This window comes from Comamonas squillarum (assembly GCF_025309455.1).
In the GTDB taxonomy this organism is placed as follows: Bacteria; Pseudomonadota; Gammaproteobacteria; order Burkholderiales; family Burkholderiaceae_C; genus Comamonas; species Comamonas squillarum.
In genome coordinates, this window is the sequence record NZ_CP104377.1 from 2,873,181 (window position 1) to 2,890,007 (window position 16,827).

Sequence of the window (16,827 nt, forward strand, 5' to 3'; positions counted from 1 at the left end):
GCCATCTCCTTGGTCATCACAGGCGCTCGTTGTAGAGCAGTGCCTTACCCACCTCATTGGGAATAAAGGCAATCACCTCGCCAGCGGCTGACAGCAGCACACCAGCACCCACCACGCTGACGAGGATGGCCGTGCCGACACCGGCGGCGCTGGCGCCCAGGGCGCCGGCCGACAGTTCAATGCTGGCCGCCGCGCCGTCCGATGCGCTCTCCAGCAACCAGACCGTGCCCTTGGCCGATGCCTGCACGCCCTTGACGATGAGCTGGGCCCCATCGACCGACAGTGCCACCGGAATGGAGACAACGGTGGCCGACGCCCCCACCGAGGCCGCCGTGCCCACGACCACCGAGGCAATCGGCAGCGCCGAGAGCATCAGGGACGCATTGCTTTGCGCCTGGGCCGGCGGTGCGGTGGCCAAACCCAGCACCAGGGCGGCGCTGGCCAGAGTGGCAGCAGCGCCGCGCTGCCATTTGCTGCAAGTAAGACTGAACATATGCTGCTCCCGTGTTGGCTGCATCATCCGATGGGCGCTCACACGCGCTCCTGCGGGTGGCCCACGTCATGCTCGCGGGGCGCACTGCGCATGCTGCGGGCCTGGTGGATGGCGGTGGCCAGGTCCGACTCATGCTTGTCGCGCAGCATCTTGGCCAGGGTGAAGGCGGTGGTGATCATGTACATCCAGCTCACGCCCAAGAAGGCCTTGTAGGTCGGGTTGATGTCCATGCTGAGCAAACCCCAGCCGGTCAGCCCCATCGCGATCGCAAATCCGCCCCAGACCACAAAGCGCCACATGGGCGTGTCGCCAGCTGCCTGGCTGCTGCCCGCTTGCTTATCCCGCACAAACTTGGCCAGCACAAAGGCGGCCGACAGGCAGAACATATAGCCCATCACCATGAATGCCTGCTCCAGGTGTTGCCCTGGCAGCCAGGCCAGGCCGATCGCGCACATCGAGACCGCAATACCAAACGAGATCCATACCTGGTATTGCCAGGCACGGGTGTCACGCTGAACAGGATTGGAGAATGGAGACATGGTGGGTCGGAGCAACAGGGCCCCGCTTTGGTTGAACACGCTGCGATGATGCGGGCAAGCAGCTGCGCCAGCATCCCCTTTTAATGCCGGTAGCAGTTTTCAAAGAATCAGGTATCGCGAAGCAATACTTTCAAGGCGCTGCCGTTGTCGCGGGGCCTCGCGCCTGGGCGACGCTTCCATGGCATGATCCCAAGCATTCACACCTAGAACCAGACAGGAGACCACCGTGCGCCAGCCGCCCCACCATGTGCCCGCCACCCCGCAAGCTGACCCGGCCGAACTGGCCGAGTGGTGCGATGCCTTCGATGGAATGCTGGCGGCCTATGGCTCGGCGCAGGGCAAGGAGCAGGCTGGTGCGCTGCTCGATGCGCTGCTGGCCCATGCCCGCAAGCGCCATGTGGCATGGAAGCCCTCGGGCAACACGCCCTACATCAACACGGTCACGGTGGATGAGCAGCCGCCCTACCCCGGCGATGTGGCGCTGGAGAAAAAGCTCTCGGCCATCCTGCGCTGGAACGCGCTGGCGATGGTGGTGCGCGCCAATGCCGCGCATGGCGAGCTGGGCGGCCACATCGCCAGCTATGCCTCGGCGGCCGATCTGTTCGAGACTGGCTTCAACCATTTCTTCCGCGCCGATGATGGCCACCAGGCCGCTGACCTGGTGTACTTCCAGCCCCACTCCTCGCCCGGCGTCTATGCGCGCGCCTTTCTCGAAGGGCGCCTGGGCGAAGAGAACCTGGCCCATTACCGCCAGGAGCTGGTGGCCGCCAGCCAGGGCATCCAGGGGCTGTGCTCCTACCCGCACCCCTACCTGATGCCCGAGTTCTGGCAGTTCCCCACCGGCTCGATGGGCATCGGACCGATCAATGCGATCTACCAGGCGCGCTTCATGCGCTACCTGGCCGACCGGGGCCTGGCCGATACCGCAGGCCGCAAGGTCTGGGGCTTTTTTGGCGATGGCGAAATGGACGAACCCGAATCCATCGCCGCACTCACCCTGGCCGCACGCGAGGGGCTGGACAACTGCATCTTCGTCATCAACTGCAACCTGCAGCGGCTCGATGGCCCGGTGCGCGGCAATGGCCGCATCATCGATGAGCTCGAGGCGCTCTTTAGCGGCGCGGGCTGGAACGTCGTCAAGTGCCTCTGGGGCTCGGAGTGGGATGCGCTCTTGGCGCGCGACCACAGCCATGTGCTGGCGCGCACGTTTGCGCACACGGTCGATGGTGAGTTCCAGACCCTGTCGGCCAACGATGGCGCCTTCAACCGCGAACATTTCTTCAACCAGAGCCCCGAGCTAGCGGCTTTGGTCGCCCACCTGTCGGACAGCGACATCGACCGCCTGCGCCGCGGTGGCCATGACCCGGTCAAGATCCACGCCGCCTTTGCCAGCGCCGCTGCGCACAGCGGCCAACCCACCGTGGTGCTGGCCAAGACGATGAAGGGCTATGGCATGGGCAGCATCGGCCAGGGCCGCATGACCTCGCACCAGCAAAAAAAGCTGGGCGCCGAGGACCTGCTGGCCTTCCGCGACCGCTTCAACCTGCCGCTGAGCGATGCGCAAGCCACCTCGGCCGCCTTTCTCAAGCCCGCCGATGGCAGTGCCGAGATGCGCTATCTGCTGGCGCGCCGCCAAGCTCTGGGCGGCTTTTTGCCGGCGCGCAAAGGCCAGGCCATGCCGGTGGCCGTGCCCGATCTGCAGGTGACGGCCGGCTTTGCGCTGCAGGCCGAGGGCAAACCGATGAGCACCACGATGGCCTTTGTGCGCCAGCTGGGCAACCTGCTCAAGGACCCGACCCTGGGCCCGCGCATCGTGCCCATCGTGGCCGATGAGGCGCGCACCTTTGGCATGGCCGGGCTGTTCCGCCAGGTGGGCATCTACGCGCCTTTTGGCCAGCTCTACCAACCCGAGGACAACGCCTCGATGCTGCTCTACCGCGAAGCGAGCAGCGGCCAGATCCTGGAAGAAGGCATCAGCGAAGCGGGCGCACTGTCGTCCTGGACGGCGGCCGCCACCAGCTACAGCACCCATGGCGCCGCCATGCTGCCGTTTTTCATCTTCTACAGCATGTTCGGCTTCCAGCGTGTGGGCGATTTGATCTGGGCCGCTGCCGACCAGCGCGCACGCGGCTTTTTGATCGGCGCCACCTCCGGGCGCACCACCTTGGGCGGCGAAGGCCTGCAGCACCAGGACGGCAGCAGCTTGCTGAGCGCCTCCACCGTGCCCAACTGCAAGAGCTACGACCCCGCCTTTGCTGGCGAGCTGGCCGTCATCATCGACCATGGCATGCAGCGCATGTTGCAAGAGCAGCGCGACGAGTTCTTCTACATCACCGTCACCAACGAAAACGTGGCCAACCCCAGCCTGCCGCCTGAGGCCCATGAAGGGGTTATCCGCGGCATGTACCGGCTGCAGGCCGGCTCTGCGCACAGCCCGCGCCGGGTGCAGCTGCTGGGCAGTGGCGCGATCATGGGCGAGGTGCTCAAGGCCGCTGCCATTCTGGAGCGCGAGCACCGCGTCGCTGCCGATGTCTGGAGCGTCACCAGCTATGCCGAGCTGGCCCGCGATGGCGAGGCCCAGCTGGAGCTCTGGCGCGCAGGCAAGGCCAGCGCCCCCAGCTGGTTTGCGCAGCAACTGGCGTCCTCGCAAGGCCCCATCATTGCCGCCAGCGACTATGTGCGCGCCTTGCCCGAGCTGGTGCGCGCTTACCTGCCCACCGACGACCGTGGCCTTCCGCGCCAGCATTACTACACGTTGGGGACGGACGGCTTTGGCCGCAGCGATTCGCGCGCGGCGCTGCGCCAGCATTTCGCCGTCGATGCCGCCGCCATCGTGCAGACCTATCTGCGCAGCCAACAGACCTGAGCACCTGCTTAAAAGGGGGTGCGCAAAAAAGCCAAGCCACTGTGCACAAGCGCCCAGCCGGGCGCACAACTCCTGATTTGATAGCTGACCGTGCTTTTCTGACAAGCACGGGCAGCTATTTTTAGGGAAGCTCTGCCGAAGAAGGCACCCGGTGCAGCGCAGTAATTGTCCCAATACCACCCAGCGCTGTGCATGCCAGTATCGGGTCCATGCGGCTGCCGCATCGAGACAACACCATAAACATTAGGAGCAACTATGCAACGCACTCGCCTGGCGCAAGCCTTGGCCACCTTGGGACTGCTGGGCTTGACCGCCGCCATGGGCACGGCCCATGCACAGGACAAGGTCAAGATCGGCTATATCTCCGACCTGTCGAGCCTGTATGCCGACCTCGAAGGCAAGGGTGGCGCCACCGCCATCCAGATGGCGATTGACGACTTTGGCGGCAAGGTGCTGGGCAAGCCGATCGAAATGCTGGTCGTTGACCACCAGAACAAGGCCGATATCGCCGCCAGCAAGGCGCGCGAGTGGATCGACACGCAGAACCTGACGATGATCTTCAGCGGCACCAACTCGGGCACGGCGCTGGCGCTGGCCAAGGTGGCCGATGAGAAAAAGCGCGTGATGATCAACAATGGCGCGGGCACCTCGGCGCTGACCAACGAGGCCTGCACGCCCTACACCGTGCACTATGCCTATGACACCGTGGCGCTGTCCAAGGGTGCGGCCGGCGCCATTGTCGACAACGGCGGCAAGAACTGGTTCTTTCTGACCGCCGACTATGCCTTTGGCCATGCGATGGAAGCCGATGCCACCAAGGTCGTCAAGGCCAAGGGCGGCGCCGTGGCTGCGGCCGTGCGCCACCCGCTCAATGCCTCCGACTTCTCGTCCTTCCTGCTGCAGGCGCAAAGCTCCAAGGCCCAGGTGCTGGCGCTGGCCAATGCCGGCGGCGACACCATCAACGCCATCAAGGCGGCCAAGGAATTCGGCATCGACAAGTCGATGAAAATCGCGCCGCTGCTCGTCTTCTACAGCGACATCCACAGTCTGGGCCTGAAGAACACCGCCGGCATGCAGTTCGTCACCAGCTGGTACTGGGACATGAACGACGCAACGCGCAAGTTCGCGGACGCCTACATGAAGAAAACCCAGCGCCGCCCCACCGAAATCCAGGCCGCCGACTACTCGGCCACGATGAACTACCTCAAGGCCGTGCAGGCCGCCGGCACCACCGATGCCGACAAGGTGATGGAGACCTGGCGCGGCATGAAGATGGACGACTTCTTTGGCTCGGGCACCTTGCGCGCCGACGGCAGCTACATCCACGACATGTACCTGGTCCAGGTCAAGACCCCGCAGGAATCCAAGGGCACCTGGGACTACTACAAGATCGTCAAGAAGCTGCCGGGTGACGAGGTGTTCACGACCAAGGAAGAAACCAAGTGCGCGCTGTGGAAGTGATCTGAGCCCAGCCACCACCACCACGATGCCTGGCGATGCCAGGCATTTTTCTTGCATGAACACGGCGGCGCCGGCGCGCCAGCCACCTTGTCACGGGCTGTTTTTTATCGTCCCCCATAATGGGCCTGCCATCCGCAGAAAAGGAAATCCTATGTCCCAGACTCCCAGCAATGCCGATTTCGACTCCCTTCTCCCTGGCCGCGCCACCTTGGCCGGCAGCACCCGCCGCAGCGCCCTGCAAATGGCGCTGGGCGTAGGCTACGCCGCAGCAGCGGTGCCAGTGATGGCGCAAACCGCCATCAAGACCCCCGATACCGGTCTGACGGCCGGCACGATCCAGTACACGGTTGACGGCTTCCAGGTCAGCGCCTACCGCGCAGCGCCTGCTGGCAAGACCCACCTGCCGGTGGTGCTGGTGATCCAGGAAATCTTTGGCGTGCACGACTACATCGCCGACACCTGCCGCCGCCTGGCCCAGTTGGGCTACCTGGCCATTGCGCCCGAGCTGTTTGCGCGCCAGGGCGACCCACGCAAGTACACCGAGATCAGCCAGCTCCAAAGCGAGCTGGTCAGCAAAGTGCCCGATGCCCAGGTCATCAAGGACCTGGACGCCGCCCTCGCCTGGGCCAAGGACAATGGCGGCGACACCAGCCGCGCCGGCATCACCGGTTTTTGCTGGGGTGGCCGCATCACTTGGCTGTATGCCGCCACCGGCAAGGTCAAGGCCGGTGTTGCCTGGTATGGCCGCCTGCAAGGCGCTGCCAGCGAGTTGCAGCCCAAGCACCCGATTGACCTCAGCAGCGCGCTCAAGGCCCCCGTGCTCGGCCTCTACGGCGGCAAGGACCAGGGGATTCCGCTTGAGTCCGTGGAGGCCATGAAGCAAAGCCTGCAAAAGGCCGGTGCCGCAGGCAATGCCGCCGCTGCGGCATCGAGCTTTCATGTCTATCCCGAAGCGGGCCACGCCTTCCATGCCGACTACCGCCCCAGCTACCGCAAGGATGCGGCAGATGACGGCTGGAAGCGCATGCAGGACTGGTTCAAGACGCATGGCGTCATCTAAACCCCTGAGCCCCGCCTAGCCCGCCACAGGCTCCGCAAGACAAAACCCTGCCAGCGCACCATGCGCTGGCAGGGTTTTTTATAGTCACGTTGCGGTCCTCAGTTCATCGGGTTGTCGCGCCAGAACAGGTCCCAGGGGTCCATTTCCTTGCCGTCGGGGAATTTGCACACCGTGTTCTTGCCCTTGGGCGTGTTGAGCAAGGAGCCGCCCATCTGCACGCAGTAGGCCGATGCAGGGCTGCGCGGGCCGGCATAGGTGGTGGCGTAGGAGGCGGCTTCCTTCTCGTCGGGGTCACGCAGCGGCTTGAGGCCCGAAGAGCTGCTGCAGGCGGCCAGGGCGGACACGGCCACCAGGGCTGCCACGCTTTTGCACAGAATCGATAAAGAGGTCATCACAAAGCCATTCGTTGTCCAGCCTGCATTATCCCAAAGCGGGCGAGCCACTGCCATGGCCGCCCTCCTGGTCCAGCAACTCGCCCACGCGCTGGCGCAGTTGCTCGGCAGAGCACTCGGCAGCCGGGCTGGCCGCTCCAATGCGCAAGGTCACGCGGTTGAACAAGCCTCGGCGGAACGGCCGGGTCATCGCGCCTTGGGGCTCGATGCGGCTGAAGAACGACCCCCAGAGGTTGGTCAGTGCCATCGGCACCACGGGCACGTCCAGCCCATCGGCTCGGGCCTGCTCCAGGATCTTCATCACACCGCCCTTGAAGGCCTGCAGCTCGCCGTCGCGGGTGATGCCGCCCTCGGGAAAGATAGCGAGCAGATCGCCCTCGCGCAGCACCTGCGCGGCGCGGGCAAAGGCGGCCTCGTAGACGGCAGGGTCTTCGCTGCGGGGCGCCACCGGAATGGCTTTGCACAGGCGGAACAGCCAGCCCAGCAGGGGCGTGCGGAAGATACGGTAGTCCATCACAAAGTAGATCGGGCGCGGGCTGGCGGCCATCATCAAAATGGGGTCGACAAAGCTCACATGGTTGCAGGTCAGCAGCGCCGGCCCGCTGGTGGGGATGTGCTGCGCGCCCTGCACGCGAAAGCTGTAGACCAGGTTGGTGACCAGCCAGGCAATGCAGCGCAGCAGGTATTCAGGCACCAGCAAGAAGATGTACGTGGCGACAATCGCATTGGCAATGCCGGTGAACAGGAAAATCTGCGGCACCGTGAAGCCCGCGCCCAGCAAGGCGCCAGCGATCACCGAGCTGGCAATCATGAACAGCGCATTCAAGATATTGTTGGCCGCAATGATGCGGGCGCGGTGCGTGGGCTGGCTGCGCAGCTGGATCAGCGCATACATGGGCACGCTGTACAGGCCCGCAAACAGCGACAGCAGCGCCAGATCGGCCATCACGCGCCAGTGCGCCGGCTGGCTGATGAAGCCCAGTGCCGTCCAGGCCTGGGCCGGCTGCGCCAGGCCGCGCGAGGCAAAGTACAGGTCAATCGCAAACACGCTCATGCCGATGGTGCCAATGGGCACCAGGCCAATCTCCACCTGGCGGCGCGAGAGCACCTCGCACAGCAGCGAACCCAGGCCGATACCGATGGAAAACACCACCAGCAGCAGCGAAGCGACATGCTCATTGCCATGCAGCACCTCCTTGGCAAAGCTGGGGAACTGGCTCAGAAACACCGCGCCAAAGAACCACATCCAGCTGATGCCCAGCAGCGAGCGGAACACCACCACATTGCCATGCGCCAACTTCAGGTTGCGCCAGGTCTCGCTCACCGGGTTCCAGTTGATCTGGAGGCCCGGGTCGGTGGCCGGCACCACCGGCACGCCTTGCGCGGTGAGGCGACCCACCACCGCCAGGCCCAGGCAGGCCACGCCCACCGCGGCATGGCCGATACCGGGCAGAGCCACCAGCAGCCCACCCACCACATTGCCCAGCAAGATGGCGACAAAGGTGCCCATCTCGACCATGCCATTGCCGCCGGTCAGCTCATCGTCGCGCAGCACCTGGGGCAGGTAGGCAAACTTCACCGGCCCGAACAGCGTGGAATGCAGGCCCATCAAGAACACGCAGCCCAGCAGCACAGCCGGGCTCTCGATCCAGAAGCCCACACCAGCGATCAGCATCACGCCAATCTCCAGGTCCTTGACGAAGCGGATCATGCGGTGCTTTTCGTACTTGTCGGTCAGCTGCCCCGAGGTCGCCGAGAACAGCAGAAAAGGCAGGATGAACAAGGCCCCGATCACCAGGCCGGCCATGGCAGGCGGCATCCAGGCCACCTGCAGCTGGTAGGTCACCATGACGGTGAAGGCGAACTTGAACAGGTTGTCGTTGGCGGCCCCGGCAAACTGGGTCCAGAAGAAGGGGGCAAAGCGGCGCTGGCCCAGCAAGGCAAACTGGTTGGGGTGGTCTGGCGCATCGAAGGCAGGCACAGACGGGGCATGTGGACGGTTCATGGAACAAGCATCTCCTGGCGGATCAAGGGCGGTGGGGGTGGTCGGTACCGGGCATTCAGCGCAAACGCACTGCCCCCAGCGCGCCGTCCCCGATTGTGCCTGCGGACGCGCGGTTTGGGCACGCCAGTTGGCGCGCTTGCAGCGCCGTTCGCAACAGTGGCACCAGCGCAAGCGCAGCGGCCAGGTGCTTGAGCGCATGGCCGGCCACCAGATGGCCGCTGCCGGCCCAGACGGCGGCATCGCCCAGCTCGAACAGCTTGGCCAGCGCATACCAGGCCACAACGGCCGCCAGGGGCCAGCGGATAAGTGGCGCGGCCGGCGGGCTGCGCTGCTGCCACAGCGCCACTACCACCAGCAGTACCATGCCAGCGCCCTGCAACACGGCCCAGGGCAGCAGCTGCCCGGTCTGCAACCAGATCCACAGCGCCAGTGGCCCGCCCAGCAGCACGGCGAGTGCTGTCAGCCAGGCGGCGCGGGCATTCAGCTGCGACTGCAGCGCCAGGCCCAGCACACCGGCAAACACCGGCACCATGCCCATGCGGTCCCAGAAGACACGCACATCGCCGGGCAGCAGGTGGTAGTAGGACGAACCGACGGCAGTCAGCACCAAACCGCCAAACACCAGCAGCAACCAGGGCTGCGCGCCTTGGGATCGCAAGGTGTCAGCGGGTGTTTTGACACTCGCCAACAAGCCCCAGATGCCGACCAGCAGGAACGGCAGATTGCTCAGTACATCGGCCGCGTTGGCCAGGCCCAGCAGCGGGCGCTGATCGGCGAAGTCATGGTAATGGGCCGCCTGCGGCACATAGGGCCCCAGGCAGGCAAGGGCCAGCATGGCGGCATAGAAGGCGTAAAGCACGCATTCCGCAGCCAGGCTGCGGGGGCTTGGAGGTTGGGAGGTATCAGTCATGACCTGCACTGTGCCGCTGGCGCGCCAGAGCGTCTCGCAATCCCGGCGCGATCCCCTATGATGGCACCCAAAGTATGACAGGACGATACCCATGAGCACCACCGCCGATCTGGTACTGGCATTGAAAAAAGAGCTAAAAGCCGCACAAATGACCTATGCAGACCTGGCCGAGGCGCTGGGCATGGCCGAGTCCAGCGTCAAGCGCATGCTGGCCAAGGGCGACATGCCGCTGTCGCGCATCGATGCCATCTGCCATGTGCTGCGCCTCGATTTTGCCGACCTGGCACGCCGCGTGGCCGACAACCAGCCGCTGATCAAGGAGCTGACGCAGCAGCAGGAGCAGGCGGTGGTGGCAGACAAGAAGCTGCTGCTGATGGCCATCTGCGTGCTCAGCCAGTGGACGCTGGAGCAGGTGCTGGCCACCTACCGCTTGAGCGAGGCCGAGGGCATCAAGTACCTGGCGCAGCTCGACCGCATCGGCATCATCGAGCTGCGCCCGATGAACCGCTACCGGCTCAAGCTGGCCAAGACCTTCCGCTGGCGCCCGCATGGCCCGGTGATGGAGTATTTTCGCGAGAACGCGGTGCACGACTATTTCTCGGGCACGTTCGACAAATCCGGAGAGGGTTTGATGCTCGTGCATGGCGCCATCAGCCGCACCTTGGCCCCCGCCTTTTTGGAGCGCCTGCAGCGCGTGGCCCAGGATTTTGCCCAACAGCACCTGACCGACCAGCGCCTGCCCGAGAAGGAGCGCGAAGGCTATACCCTGCTGCTGGCGATGCGCAGTTGGGAGCTGTCGGTGTTTACCGAAATGCGGCGCCTGCAGCCGGGTGGCAATCGTTAAGCCGCCTGGGTAAACAGCATCAGCGCACCGGCATAGCGGTGCAGCTGCTGGCCGGCAATCTCGCCCTGGCTGAAAAAGCCCACCAGCGGGATATCGCCCAGCACATGGTGGATCAGCTCCAGCTCGGCACCAGGCACGCCGAAATAGGGGCTCGCCCGCTGAGCGCAGCTGATGTAGACGGCCCCCGCAATGCGGCGGCCGGCCGCCGCATCACCCAGGGCGCTATCGCCCAGCGGCAGGCCTGTCTGCGCCTCGGCGGGGGACAGCGACTCTTGCAGCTCGGCACACATGCGCAGCAAATCGGCGCGGGCCGCCGACAGGTTGCGCTGGCAAAAGCACAGGTACTGCTGGGGCTGCGCCTGCTCTGACAGCACAATGCCCCGGCTGACCATGTCCACGCCCACCAGCGGCACCACGCGCGCCTCCGAGCCCAGCTGCCCGGCATGCACAGCCGATTCGGGCGCATGCGGCTCCAGCGCGGCATGGATATGGCGCATCGTGCGGGTGGCCCGCTCGGGGTCCGCATCCAGCCGCACCGGCATCAGCTCCTCAAGCACATCGAGCGCGGGCCGGCCATCCAAAGCCAGCACCACATGGCCTTGCATTGCGGTGATGCGCATGCGCGCACCCATCACCTGGCAGCCCTGGGTCAGCTCTTGCACCACGCCGGCATCGGCAGAGAACGCCAGGCCCGAAAGCCCACCGCGCAGCACCCCGTTGTGACTGGGGCCCAGCGCCTTGCTCCAGGCCAGTTGCAGCGGCGCTACCGCCTCGGAATTGAGGCCGCCCAGCACGCTGCCAGCGCGCGTGCGCGCGGCCAGCTCTTCGAGCAGTTCTGCAAAATCCGGCAGGCCCGCATCGGCATGCACCAGCGCGCGGTCCCAGGGCGATGTAGGCGCCACCGGCAGCGGCGCAATGCCTGAGAACAGGCGGTAGGAATGGGCAGGCAGCTCCAGCAGCATGACCGACAGCGCCGGCTCGTTCAGGTACTCGGCATGCGAGGCCATCACGCCAACGCCGACCGAGCCGCTCCAGTCGCAGATCTGCGGAAACTCGTCCTGCAAGGCCTCCAGCAACTGCGGCGCATGGCGTGCAAAGGCATCCGTAAAATACACCAGGCCGAGGTTGGGCGCGCTGGCATAGCCCGCCTGGGCCATGCGGCCTCTCAGTTGCGCCACCACCAGCGCCACAGCCATCCGCCAGTCGGGATGGGTCACATGACCATAGGGAAAAAGCTTTGTGCCTGCCATTGTCAACAACCTGCTGCTGCGCGGCTGCCGGCCCAGTCCCGCGCTAAAAAATCACGATCACTCAAGCGTTCTTGCTGGCTCAACGCTGGCCGGAGGAAGGCTTGCGGGGCGCGGCGTTCCGTGAGGCGACCTTGCTTGGGGCGGCTTGGCGGGCGCCGTTGGCAGAGCCTGCGCCTTTGGACGGTGTCGCCTTGCGGGGTGCTGGCTTGCTGGAGCCGCTTCCTGCGCCAGCCTGCGGCCCGCTCCTGGTCTTCTGACCAGCTGCTGTGGCAGCCTTGCTGCGGCCTGCCGCAGCAGCGCTGCGCTTGGCCGATGTCTGCTGGCCCATCGCGGCCTTGGCCGCCGCCTTGCCGGCTTCGGCCATCTCCTGGGCTGTGCTGCGCACCGCCTGCGCAGCGGAGGCTGCCGCCCGTTGGGTACTGGCTGCATGGACCATCGCCTGCTCGGTGACATCCTGCACAGCCTGCTGGGCGATGTGCTGGAACTGCTGGGTCAGCGCGCCCCACCACTGCATGGGGTCGGTCGCCGAAGCGGCGGCGGCACTGGCCTGTTCAGATTTCTCGGGCTGTTCTGTTGCGGCAGCGGCCGGTGCGGGCGCGGGCGCGGGTGTGGTTGCGGCTGCAGGGGCGGGGCTGGGCGTCTCGGTGGTTGTTGGCGCCACCGCTGCCGCTTGTTGCGCCTGCGCAGCCGTGCTCTGGGCAAACTGCTGCCAGCTTTGCACCATGGTGCTGGCCCAGTTCTCTACCGGCACATTCATCGTCTGCAAGGCCGACAAGGTCATCTTCTGCACTTCCATCGCCTGGATGGTGGCGGCCAGCGCCCGCTGGTTCTGCTCCAGCCAGAACAGCACGGTCTTGAGCTCCTGAATGCGCTTTTCCAGGTCCGGCACATTCATCGTCGGCGCCACCCATTCCTGCCATTGCGCAAAGGCCGCAGAAGGCTTGGAGCTACCGCCCGCTGCGAGCTTTTGCAGAAAATCAAAGCCGGGGGCAAAGGGGTTGAAAGACGGGGCGGAGTCTTGCATGGTGTTGTCTCCAGGAGTTGGGCCGTCGGCCGCGTGTGCAATGCCAGGGTGTATGCTGCACAGCTTAGCGGATTGTGCAGCCCCTGCCTATGTGATAAATCGCTTGCGGCTGCGTACGACCACCCTTGCAACCTGCCTTTTTGAGCCCGCCACCATGCAGAGCCTTTTCCATCTCGCCTTCCATGTGCACGACCTGGATGCTGCACGCCACTTCTACCGCGACACGCTCGGCTGCGCCGAAGGCCGCAGCACCGACAGCTGGGTGGACTTTGATTTCTTTGGCCACCAGATCTCCTGCCACCTGGGCAAACCCTTTGAGACCAGCAATACCGGCCTGGTGGGCAACCACAAGGTGCCGATGCCGCACTTCGGTCTGGTGCTGAAACTCGAGGACTGGAAGCAGCTGGCCGAGCGCCTGCGCGCCGCCAACACACGCTTTGTGCTCGAGCCCCAGGTGCGCTTTGAAGGCGAGCCCGGCGAGCAATGGACGATGTTCTTCTACGACCCGAGCGGCAACCCGATCGAGGTCAAAGGCTTTCGCTCGCTGGCGCAGTTGTACGCGCATTGATGGGGCGCTGTGGCCCCGCCAGGAGCATCTGAGGCGGGGCAAGCGCTGCTGCCGCCCTGCCTGTGGTGGCTAGCGCAGCGATCAGACTTGGTGTCCATCGGTACTTGAGAAACGGGCACAAAAAAGCCAGCTCGAAAGCTGGCTTTTGGTGTTCTGGTTGCGCGAGAAGGATTTGAACCTCCGACCTTTGGGTTATGAGCCCAACGAGCTACCAGACTGCTCCATCGCGCACCGCAATTATAGCGCGACTTTGGTACTGCATTTTGGACGAATGCGCTTTTAGCGTATATTTTTTGCGCTTCGACTTTTATAGCAATCTTGGCGGGATCAAAGCGGCGGCCTTACCGGCCCACTTTTCAGGCTGACCAGCCCAGTCCGCAACGGTGCTGCCCGGCAGCCAGGCACAAAAAAGCCAGCTCGAAAGCTGGCTTTTGATGTTCTGGTTGCGCGAGAAGGATTTGAACCTCCGACCTTTGGGTTATGAGCCCAACGAGCTACCAGACTGCTCCATCGCGCACTTGCATTATAGCTCGGGTTTTCCTTAATGCGAAGCGCTTTGTCATCATTTGGAAAACTATTTGTGGAATGAGGGCCTCAAGCGCTGCTTGCAGCGATCGGCAAAGGCGCAGCGCCATAGAAAAAGCCCACCGAAGTGGGCTTTTTCAGTCGGAACCTGCAGAGGGCTTATTCTGCTGCGGCATCACCGGCTTCTTCAGCGCGGTCCACCAGTTCAACATAGGCCATAGGCGCGTTGTCGCCCACGCGGAAACCCATCTTCAGGATACGGGTGTAGCCGCCTGGACGGTTGGCCGAGCGAGGACCCAGCACGTTGAACAGCTTGGTGACGCTGTCGCGGCTGCGCAGACGGTCAAAAGCCAGACGGCGGTTAGCCACGGTGTCCACCTTGGCCAGCGTGATCATGGGCTCGATCACCTTGCGCAGTTCCTTGGCTTTAGGAACGGTGGTCTTGATGGCTTCGTGCTCGATGAGCGAATTCATCATGTTTTGCAGCATCGCCTTACGGTGAGACGAGGTGCGGTTCAGTTTGCGGAGGCCGTGTCCGTGACGCATGGTGCTTTTCCTTTTAGATTGATTCAATCAAACAGCCGTATCAGGTACTGTTCGACGCACTACGATTGAGCTCCCCCACCATTGGGAGAGCTCTCCATTATAACTTAACGCTTTTCCAAACCGGCTGGTGGCCAGTTTTCAAGCTTCATACCCAGGGTCAGACCACGGGAAGCCAACACTTCCTTGATCTCGTTGAGCGACTTGCGACCCAGATTCGGGGTCTTGAGCAACTCATTTTCGGTGCGCTGGATCAGGTCACCGATGTAGTAGATGTTCTCGGCCTTCAAGCAGTTGGCAGAACGCACGGTCAGTTCCAGCTCGTCCACAGGACGCAGCAGGATCGGATCGAACGTGGCGTTGTTGCGCGCCTGGCCACCTGGCTGGTCGAACACATCCAATGCGCCGCCTTCGAGCTGCGCAAACACGGCAAGTTGCTCCACCAGGATCTTGGCCGACGAGCGCACTGCATCTTCTGCAGCGATGGCACCGTTGGTTTCGATCTCGAGAACCAGCTTGTCCAGATCGGTACGCTGCTCCACACGGGCGGATTCGACCGTGTAGCTAACGCGCTTGATCGGCGAGAACGATGCGTCCAGCACAATGCGGCCGATCGACTTGGTCGACTCGTCACCGTAGCGGCGCACGTTACCGGGCACATAGCCACGGCCTTTTTCCACCTTGATCTGCATGTCCAGCTTGCCGCCTTGCGACAGGTTGGCGATGATATGATCAGGGTTGATGATTTCTACATCGTGAGGCGTCTGAATGTCAGCAGCCGTCACCACGCCTTCGCCATCCTTGCGCAGGCTCAGCGTCACTTCGTCACGGTTGTGGAGCTTGAACACCACGCCCTTGAGGTTCAGCAAGATGTTGACCACATCTTCCTGGACGCCGTCGATAGACGAGTACTCGTGCAGCACACCTGCAATGGTCACTTCCGTCGCTGCATAACCCACCATCGAGGACAGCAGAACACGACGCAGCGCATTGCCCAGCGTGTGCCCGTAGCCGCGTTCAAACGGCTCCAGCTCTACCTTGGCGCGATTGTGGCCCAGCTGTTCTACGTTAATTGTCTTGGGTTTCAGCAAATTGGTCTGCATGCAAACTTCCTCTCAATACCCCCGGCTCGTTACACCGGTAAGGCTGGTGAAGCACCAGAACCGCGATGCCTCGCGGTTCTGGGACGGATACACTTTCGCAGTCGAAAACGACCGTGAAATTAACGAGAATACAATTCGACGATCAGCGATTCGTTGATGTCAGCACCGAATTCATCGCGGTCTGGAGACTTCTTGAAGACGCCTTCAGCCTTGTCAGCCGACACGTCCACCCAAGCGGGGAAGCCCACTTGACCAGCCAGTTGCAGCGACTCAACGATACGGGCTTGCTTCTTCGACTTTTCGCGCACCGCCACCACGTCGCCCTCCTTCACCGAGTAGGAAGGAATGTTGACGGATTGACCGTTCACGGTGATGGCCTTGTGGGACACCAGCTGACGCGCTTCGGAGCGGGTCGAGCCAAAGCCCATGCGATACACCACGTTGTCCAGACGGCTTTCCAGCAGGCTCAGCAGGTTCGCGCCGGTGTTGCCACGGCGACGATCAGCTTCAGCGAAGTAACGGCGGAATTGCTTCTCCAGCACACCGTAGGTGCGCTTGACCTTTTGCTTTTCACGCAGTTGCAGACCGTAGTCCGAGGTACGCGTGCCGGAGGTACGGCCGTGTTGACCTGGCTTGGTGTCCAGCTTGACCTTGTCCGCGATCGAGCGACGTGCGCTCTTCAAGAACAGGTCTACGCCTTCGCGGCGGGAAAGTTTGCCCTTAGGGCCAATAAAACGTGCCACTTGAATATCCTTTTTTCAGCTACCGCATAAATGCGGGAGCCGCCAGAGCACCATGCACTGGCGGCGGTGGGCTTATGGTGAGTTAGATACGACGACGCTTTTGAGGGCGGCAGCCGTTGTGCGGGACTGGCGTCACGTCGGAGATCGACGTGATGCGGATGCCCAGTGCACCCAGAGCACGCACCGAAGACTCGCGACCTGGGCCTGGGCCCTTGATCTCGACGTCCAGGTTCTTGATGCCCTGTTCCATGGCAGCACGGCCGGCCACTTCGGAAGCAACCTGGGCTGCGAAAGGCGTCGACTTGCGCGAGCCCTTGAAACCCTGGCCACCCGACGAAGCCCAAGACAACGAGTTGCCTTGGCGGTCGGTGATCGTGATGATGGTGTTGTTGAACGAAGCGTGAACGTGTGCAATGCCGTCAGAAATGTTCTTGCGAACTTTCTTACGTACACGTGCAGCTGCGTTGTTCTGAGACTTAGCCATTGTGTACCTTCAATCTC

Annotated in this window: 16 protein-coding genes and 2 tRNA genes; 5 read left to right on the forward strand and 13 right to left on the reverse strand. The window is 63.5% G+C overall.

All coding sequences use genetic code 11. The features are described from left to right. Positions 1-16: 16 nt before the first annotated feature. Both N4T19_RS13275 and N4T19_RS13280 read right to left on the reverse strand, forming a co-directional pair. A complete protein-coding gene (locus N4T19_RS13275) occupies positions 17-493 on the reverse strand; it encodes a hypothetical protein (RefSeq protein WP_260718257.1) in 477 nt (158 codons plus the stop codon). Positions 494-531: 38 nt separating this feature from the next. After that, positions 532-1,032: a YiaA/YiaB family inner membrane protein gene (locus N4T19_RS13280; protein WP_116926324.1), complete on the reverse strand. Its 501-nt coding sequence runs from the start codon at positions 1,030-1,032 to the stop codon at positions 532-534. A gap of 226 nt (positions 1,033-1,258) precedes the next feature. Between N4T19_RS13280 and mdeB the strand changes: the two genes are divergently transcribed. The 3 genes from mdeB (at position 1,259) to N4T19_RS13295 (ending at position 6,419) form a co-directional block, all read left to right on the forward strand. Further along, positions 1,259-3,898, forward strand: a complete 2,640-nt coding sequence (gene mdeB / locus N4T19_RS13285; RefSeq protein ID WP_260718258.1) for an alpha-ketoglutarate dehydrogenase — start codon at positions 1,259-1,261, stop codon at positions 3,896-3,898. Positions 3,899-4,153: 255 nt separating this feature from the next. Continuing rightward, positions 4,154-5,359 (forward strand): ABC transporter substrate-binding protein, encoded by a 1,206-nt coding sequence (locus N4T19_RS13290; protein ID WP_021028330.1) that lies wholly within the window; start codon positions 4,154-4,156, stop codon positions 5,357-5,359. Between the two features lie 151 nt (positions 5,360-5,510). Next, a complete protein-coding gene (locus tag N4T19_RS13295) occupies positions 5,511-6,419 on the forward strand; it encodes a dienelactone hydrolase family protein (protein WP_116926322.1) in 909 nt (302 codons plus the stop codon). Positions 6,420-6,517: 98 nt separating this feature from the next. On the opposite strand, the gene N4T19_RS13300 is transcribed toward N4T19_RS13295, so the two are convergent. From N4T19_RS13300 to N4T19_RS13310, 3 genes are read right to left on the reverse strand one after another with little or no spacing between them, the layout of a single operon-like run. Then, positions 6,518-6,811: a DUF333 domain-containing protein gene (locus N4T19_RS13300; protein ID WP_182343733.1), complete on the reverse strand. Its 294-nt coding sequence runs from the start codon at positions 6,809-6,811 to the stop codon at positions 6,518-6,520. A gap of 28 nt (positions 6,812-6,839) precedes the next feature. Next, on the reverse strand, positions 6,840-8,816 hold the full coding sequence (locus N4T19_RS13305) for an MFS transporter (protein ID WP_260718259.1): 1,977 nt from the start codon (positions 8,814-8,816) through the stop codon (positions 6,840-6,842). A gap of 55 nt (positions 8,817-8,871) precedes the next feature. Then, the gene (locus N4T19_RS13310) at positions 8,872-9,726 is read right to left on the reverse strand and encodes a hypothetical protein (protein WP_133248159.1); all 855 of its coding nucleotides are present in this window, start codon (positions 9,724-9,726) and stop codon (positions 8,872-8,874) included. 91 nt (positions 9,727-9,817) lie between these two features. Here N4T19_RS13310 and N4T19_RS13315 point away from each other — a divergent pair, with 91 nt between their 5' ends. Further along, positions 9,818-10,570, forward strand: a complete 753-nt coding sequence (locus N4T19_RS13315) for a helix-turn-helix domain-containing protein (protein ID WP_116926318.1) — start codon at positions 9,818-9,820, stop codon at positions 10,568-10,570. On the opposite strand, the gene N4T19_RS13320 is transcribed toward N4T19_RS13315, so the two are convergent. Together N4T19_RS13320 and N4T19_RS13325 are read right to left on the reverse strand one after the other, a co-directional pair. Continuing rightward, on the reverse strand, positions 10,567-11,787 hold the full coding sequence (locus N4T19_RS13320) for an FIST signal transduction protein (RefSeq protein ID WP_260718260.1): 1,221 nt from the start codon (positions 11,785-11,787) through the stop codon (positions 10,567-10,569). The genes N4T19_RS13315 and N4T19_RS13320 overlap by 4 nt on opposite strands. 112 nt (positions 11,788-11,899) lie before the next feature. Next, on the reverse strand, positions 11,900-12,844 hold the full coding sequence (locus tag N4T19_RS13325; RefSeq protein WP_260718261.1) for a PhaM family polyhydroxyalkanoate granule multifunctional regulatory protein: 945 nt from the start codon (positions 12,842-12,844) through the stop codon (positions 11,900-11,902). A 154-nt stretch (positions 12,845-12,998) separates the two neighbouring features. On the opposite strand from N4T19_RS13325, the gene N4T19_RS13330 reads away from it, so the two are divergent. Next, positions 12,999-13,412 carry a VOC family protein gene (locus N4T19_RS13330; protein ID WP_116926315.1) on the forward strand — a complete coding sequence of 138 codons (414 nt, stop codon included), beginning with the start codon at positions 12,999-13,001 and terminating at the stop codon, positions 13,410-13,412. 154 nt (positions 13,413-13,566) lie between these two features. Here N4T19_RS13330 and N4T19_RS13335 read toward each other — a convergent pair. The 6 genes from N4T19_RS13335 to rpsK form a co-directional block, all read right to left on the reverse strand. Then, positions 13,567-13,643 (reverse strand) — tRNA-Met (locus tag N4T19_RS13335). 209 nt (positions 13,644-13,852) lie between these two features. After that, a tRNA-Met gene (locus N4T19_RS13340) sits at positions 13,853-13,929 on the reverse strand. Between the two features lie 167 nt (positions 13,930-14,096). Next, entirely contained in the window at positions 14,097-14,483 is a 387-nt protein-coding gene (gene rplQ, locus N4T19_RS13345; protein ID WP_021028321.1) for a 50S ribosomal protein L17, read from the reverse strand. Between the two features lie 104 nt (positions 14,484-14,587). After that, entirely contained in the window at positions 14,588-15,583 is a 996-nt protein-coding gene (locus N4T19_RS13350) for a DNA-directed RNA polymerase subunit alpha (RefSeq protein ID WP_116926314.1), read from the reverse strand. Positions 15,584-15,702: 119 nt separating this feature from the next. Continuing rightward, positions 15,703-16,326 (reverse strand): 30S ribosomal protein S4, encoded by a 624-nt coding sequence (gene rpsD, locus N4T19_RS13355; protein WP_021028319.1) that lies wholly within the window; start codon positions 16,324-16,326, stop codon positions 15,703-15,705. Between the two features lie 82 nt (positions 16,327-16,408). Next, the gene (rpsK, locus tag N4T19_RS13360; protein ID WP_021028318.1) at positions 16,409-16,810 is read right to left on the reverse strand and encodes a 30S ribosomal protein S11; all 402 of its coding nucleotides are present in this window, start codon (positions 16,808-16,810) and stop codon (positions 16,409-16,411) included. Positions 16,811-16,827: the final 17 nt, after the last annotated feature.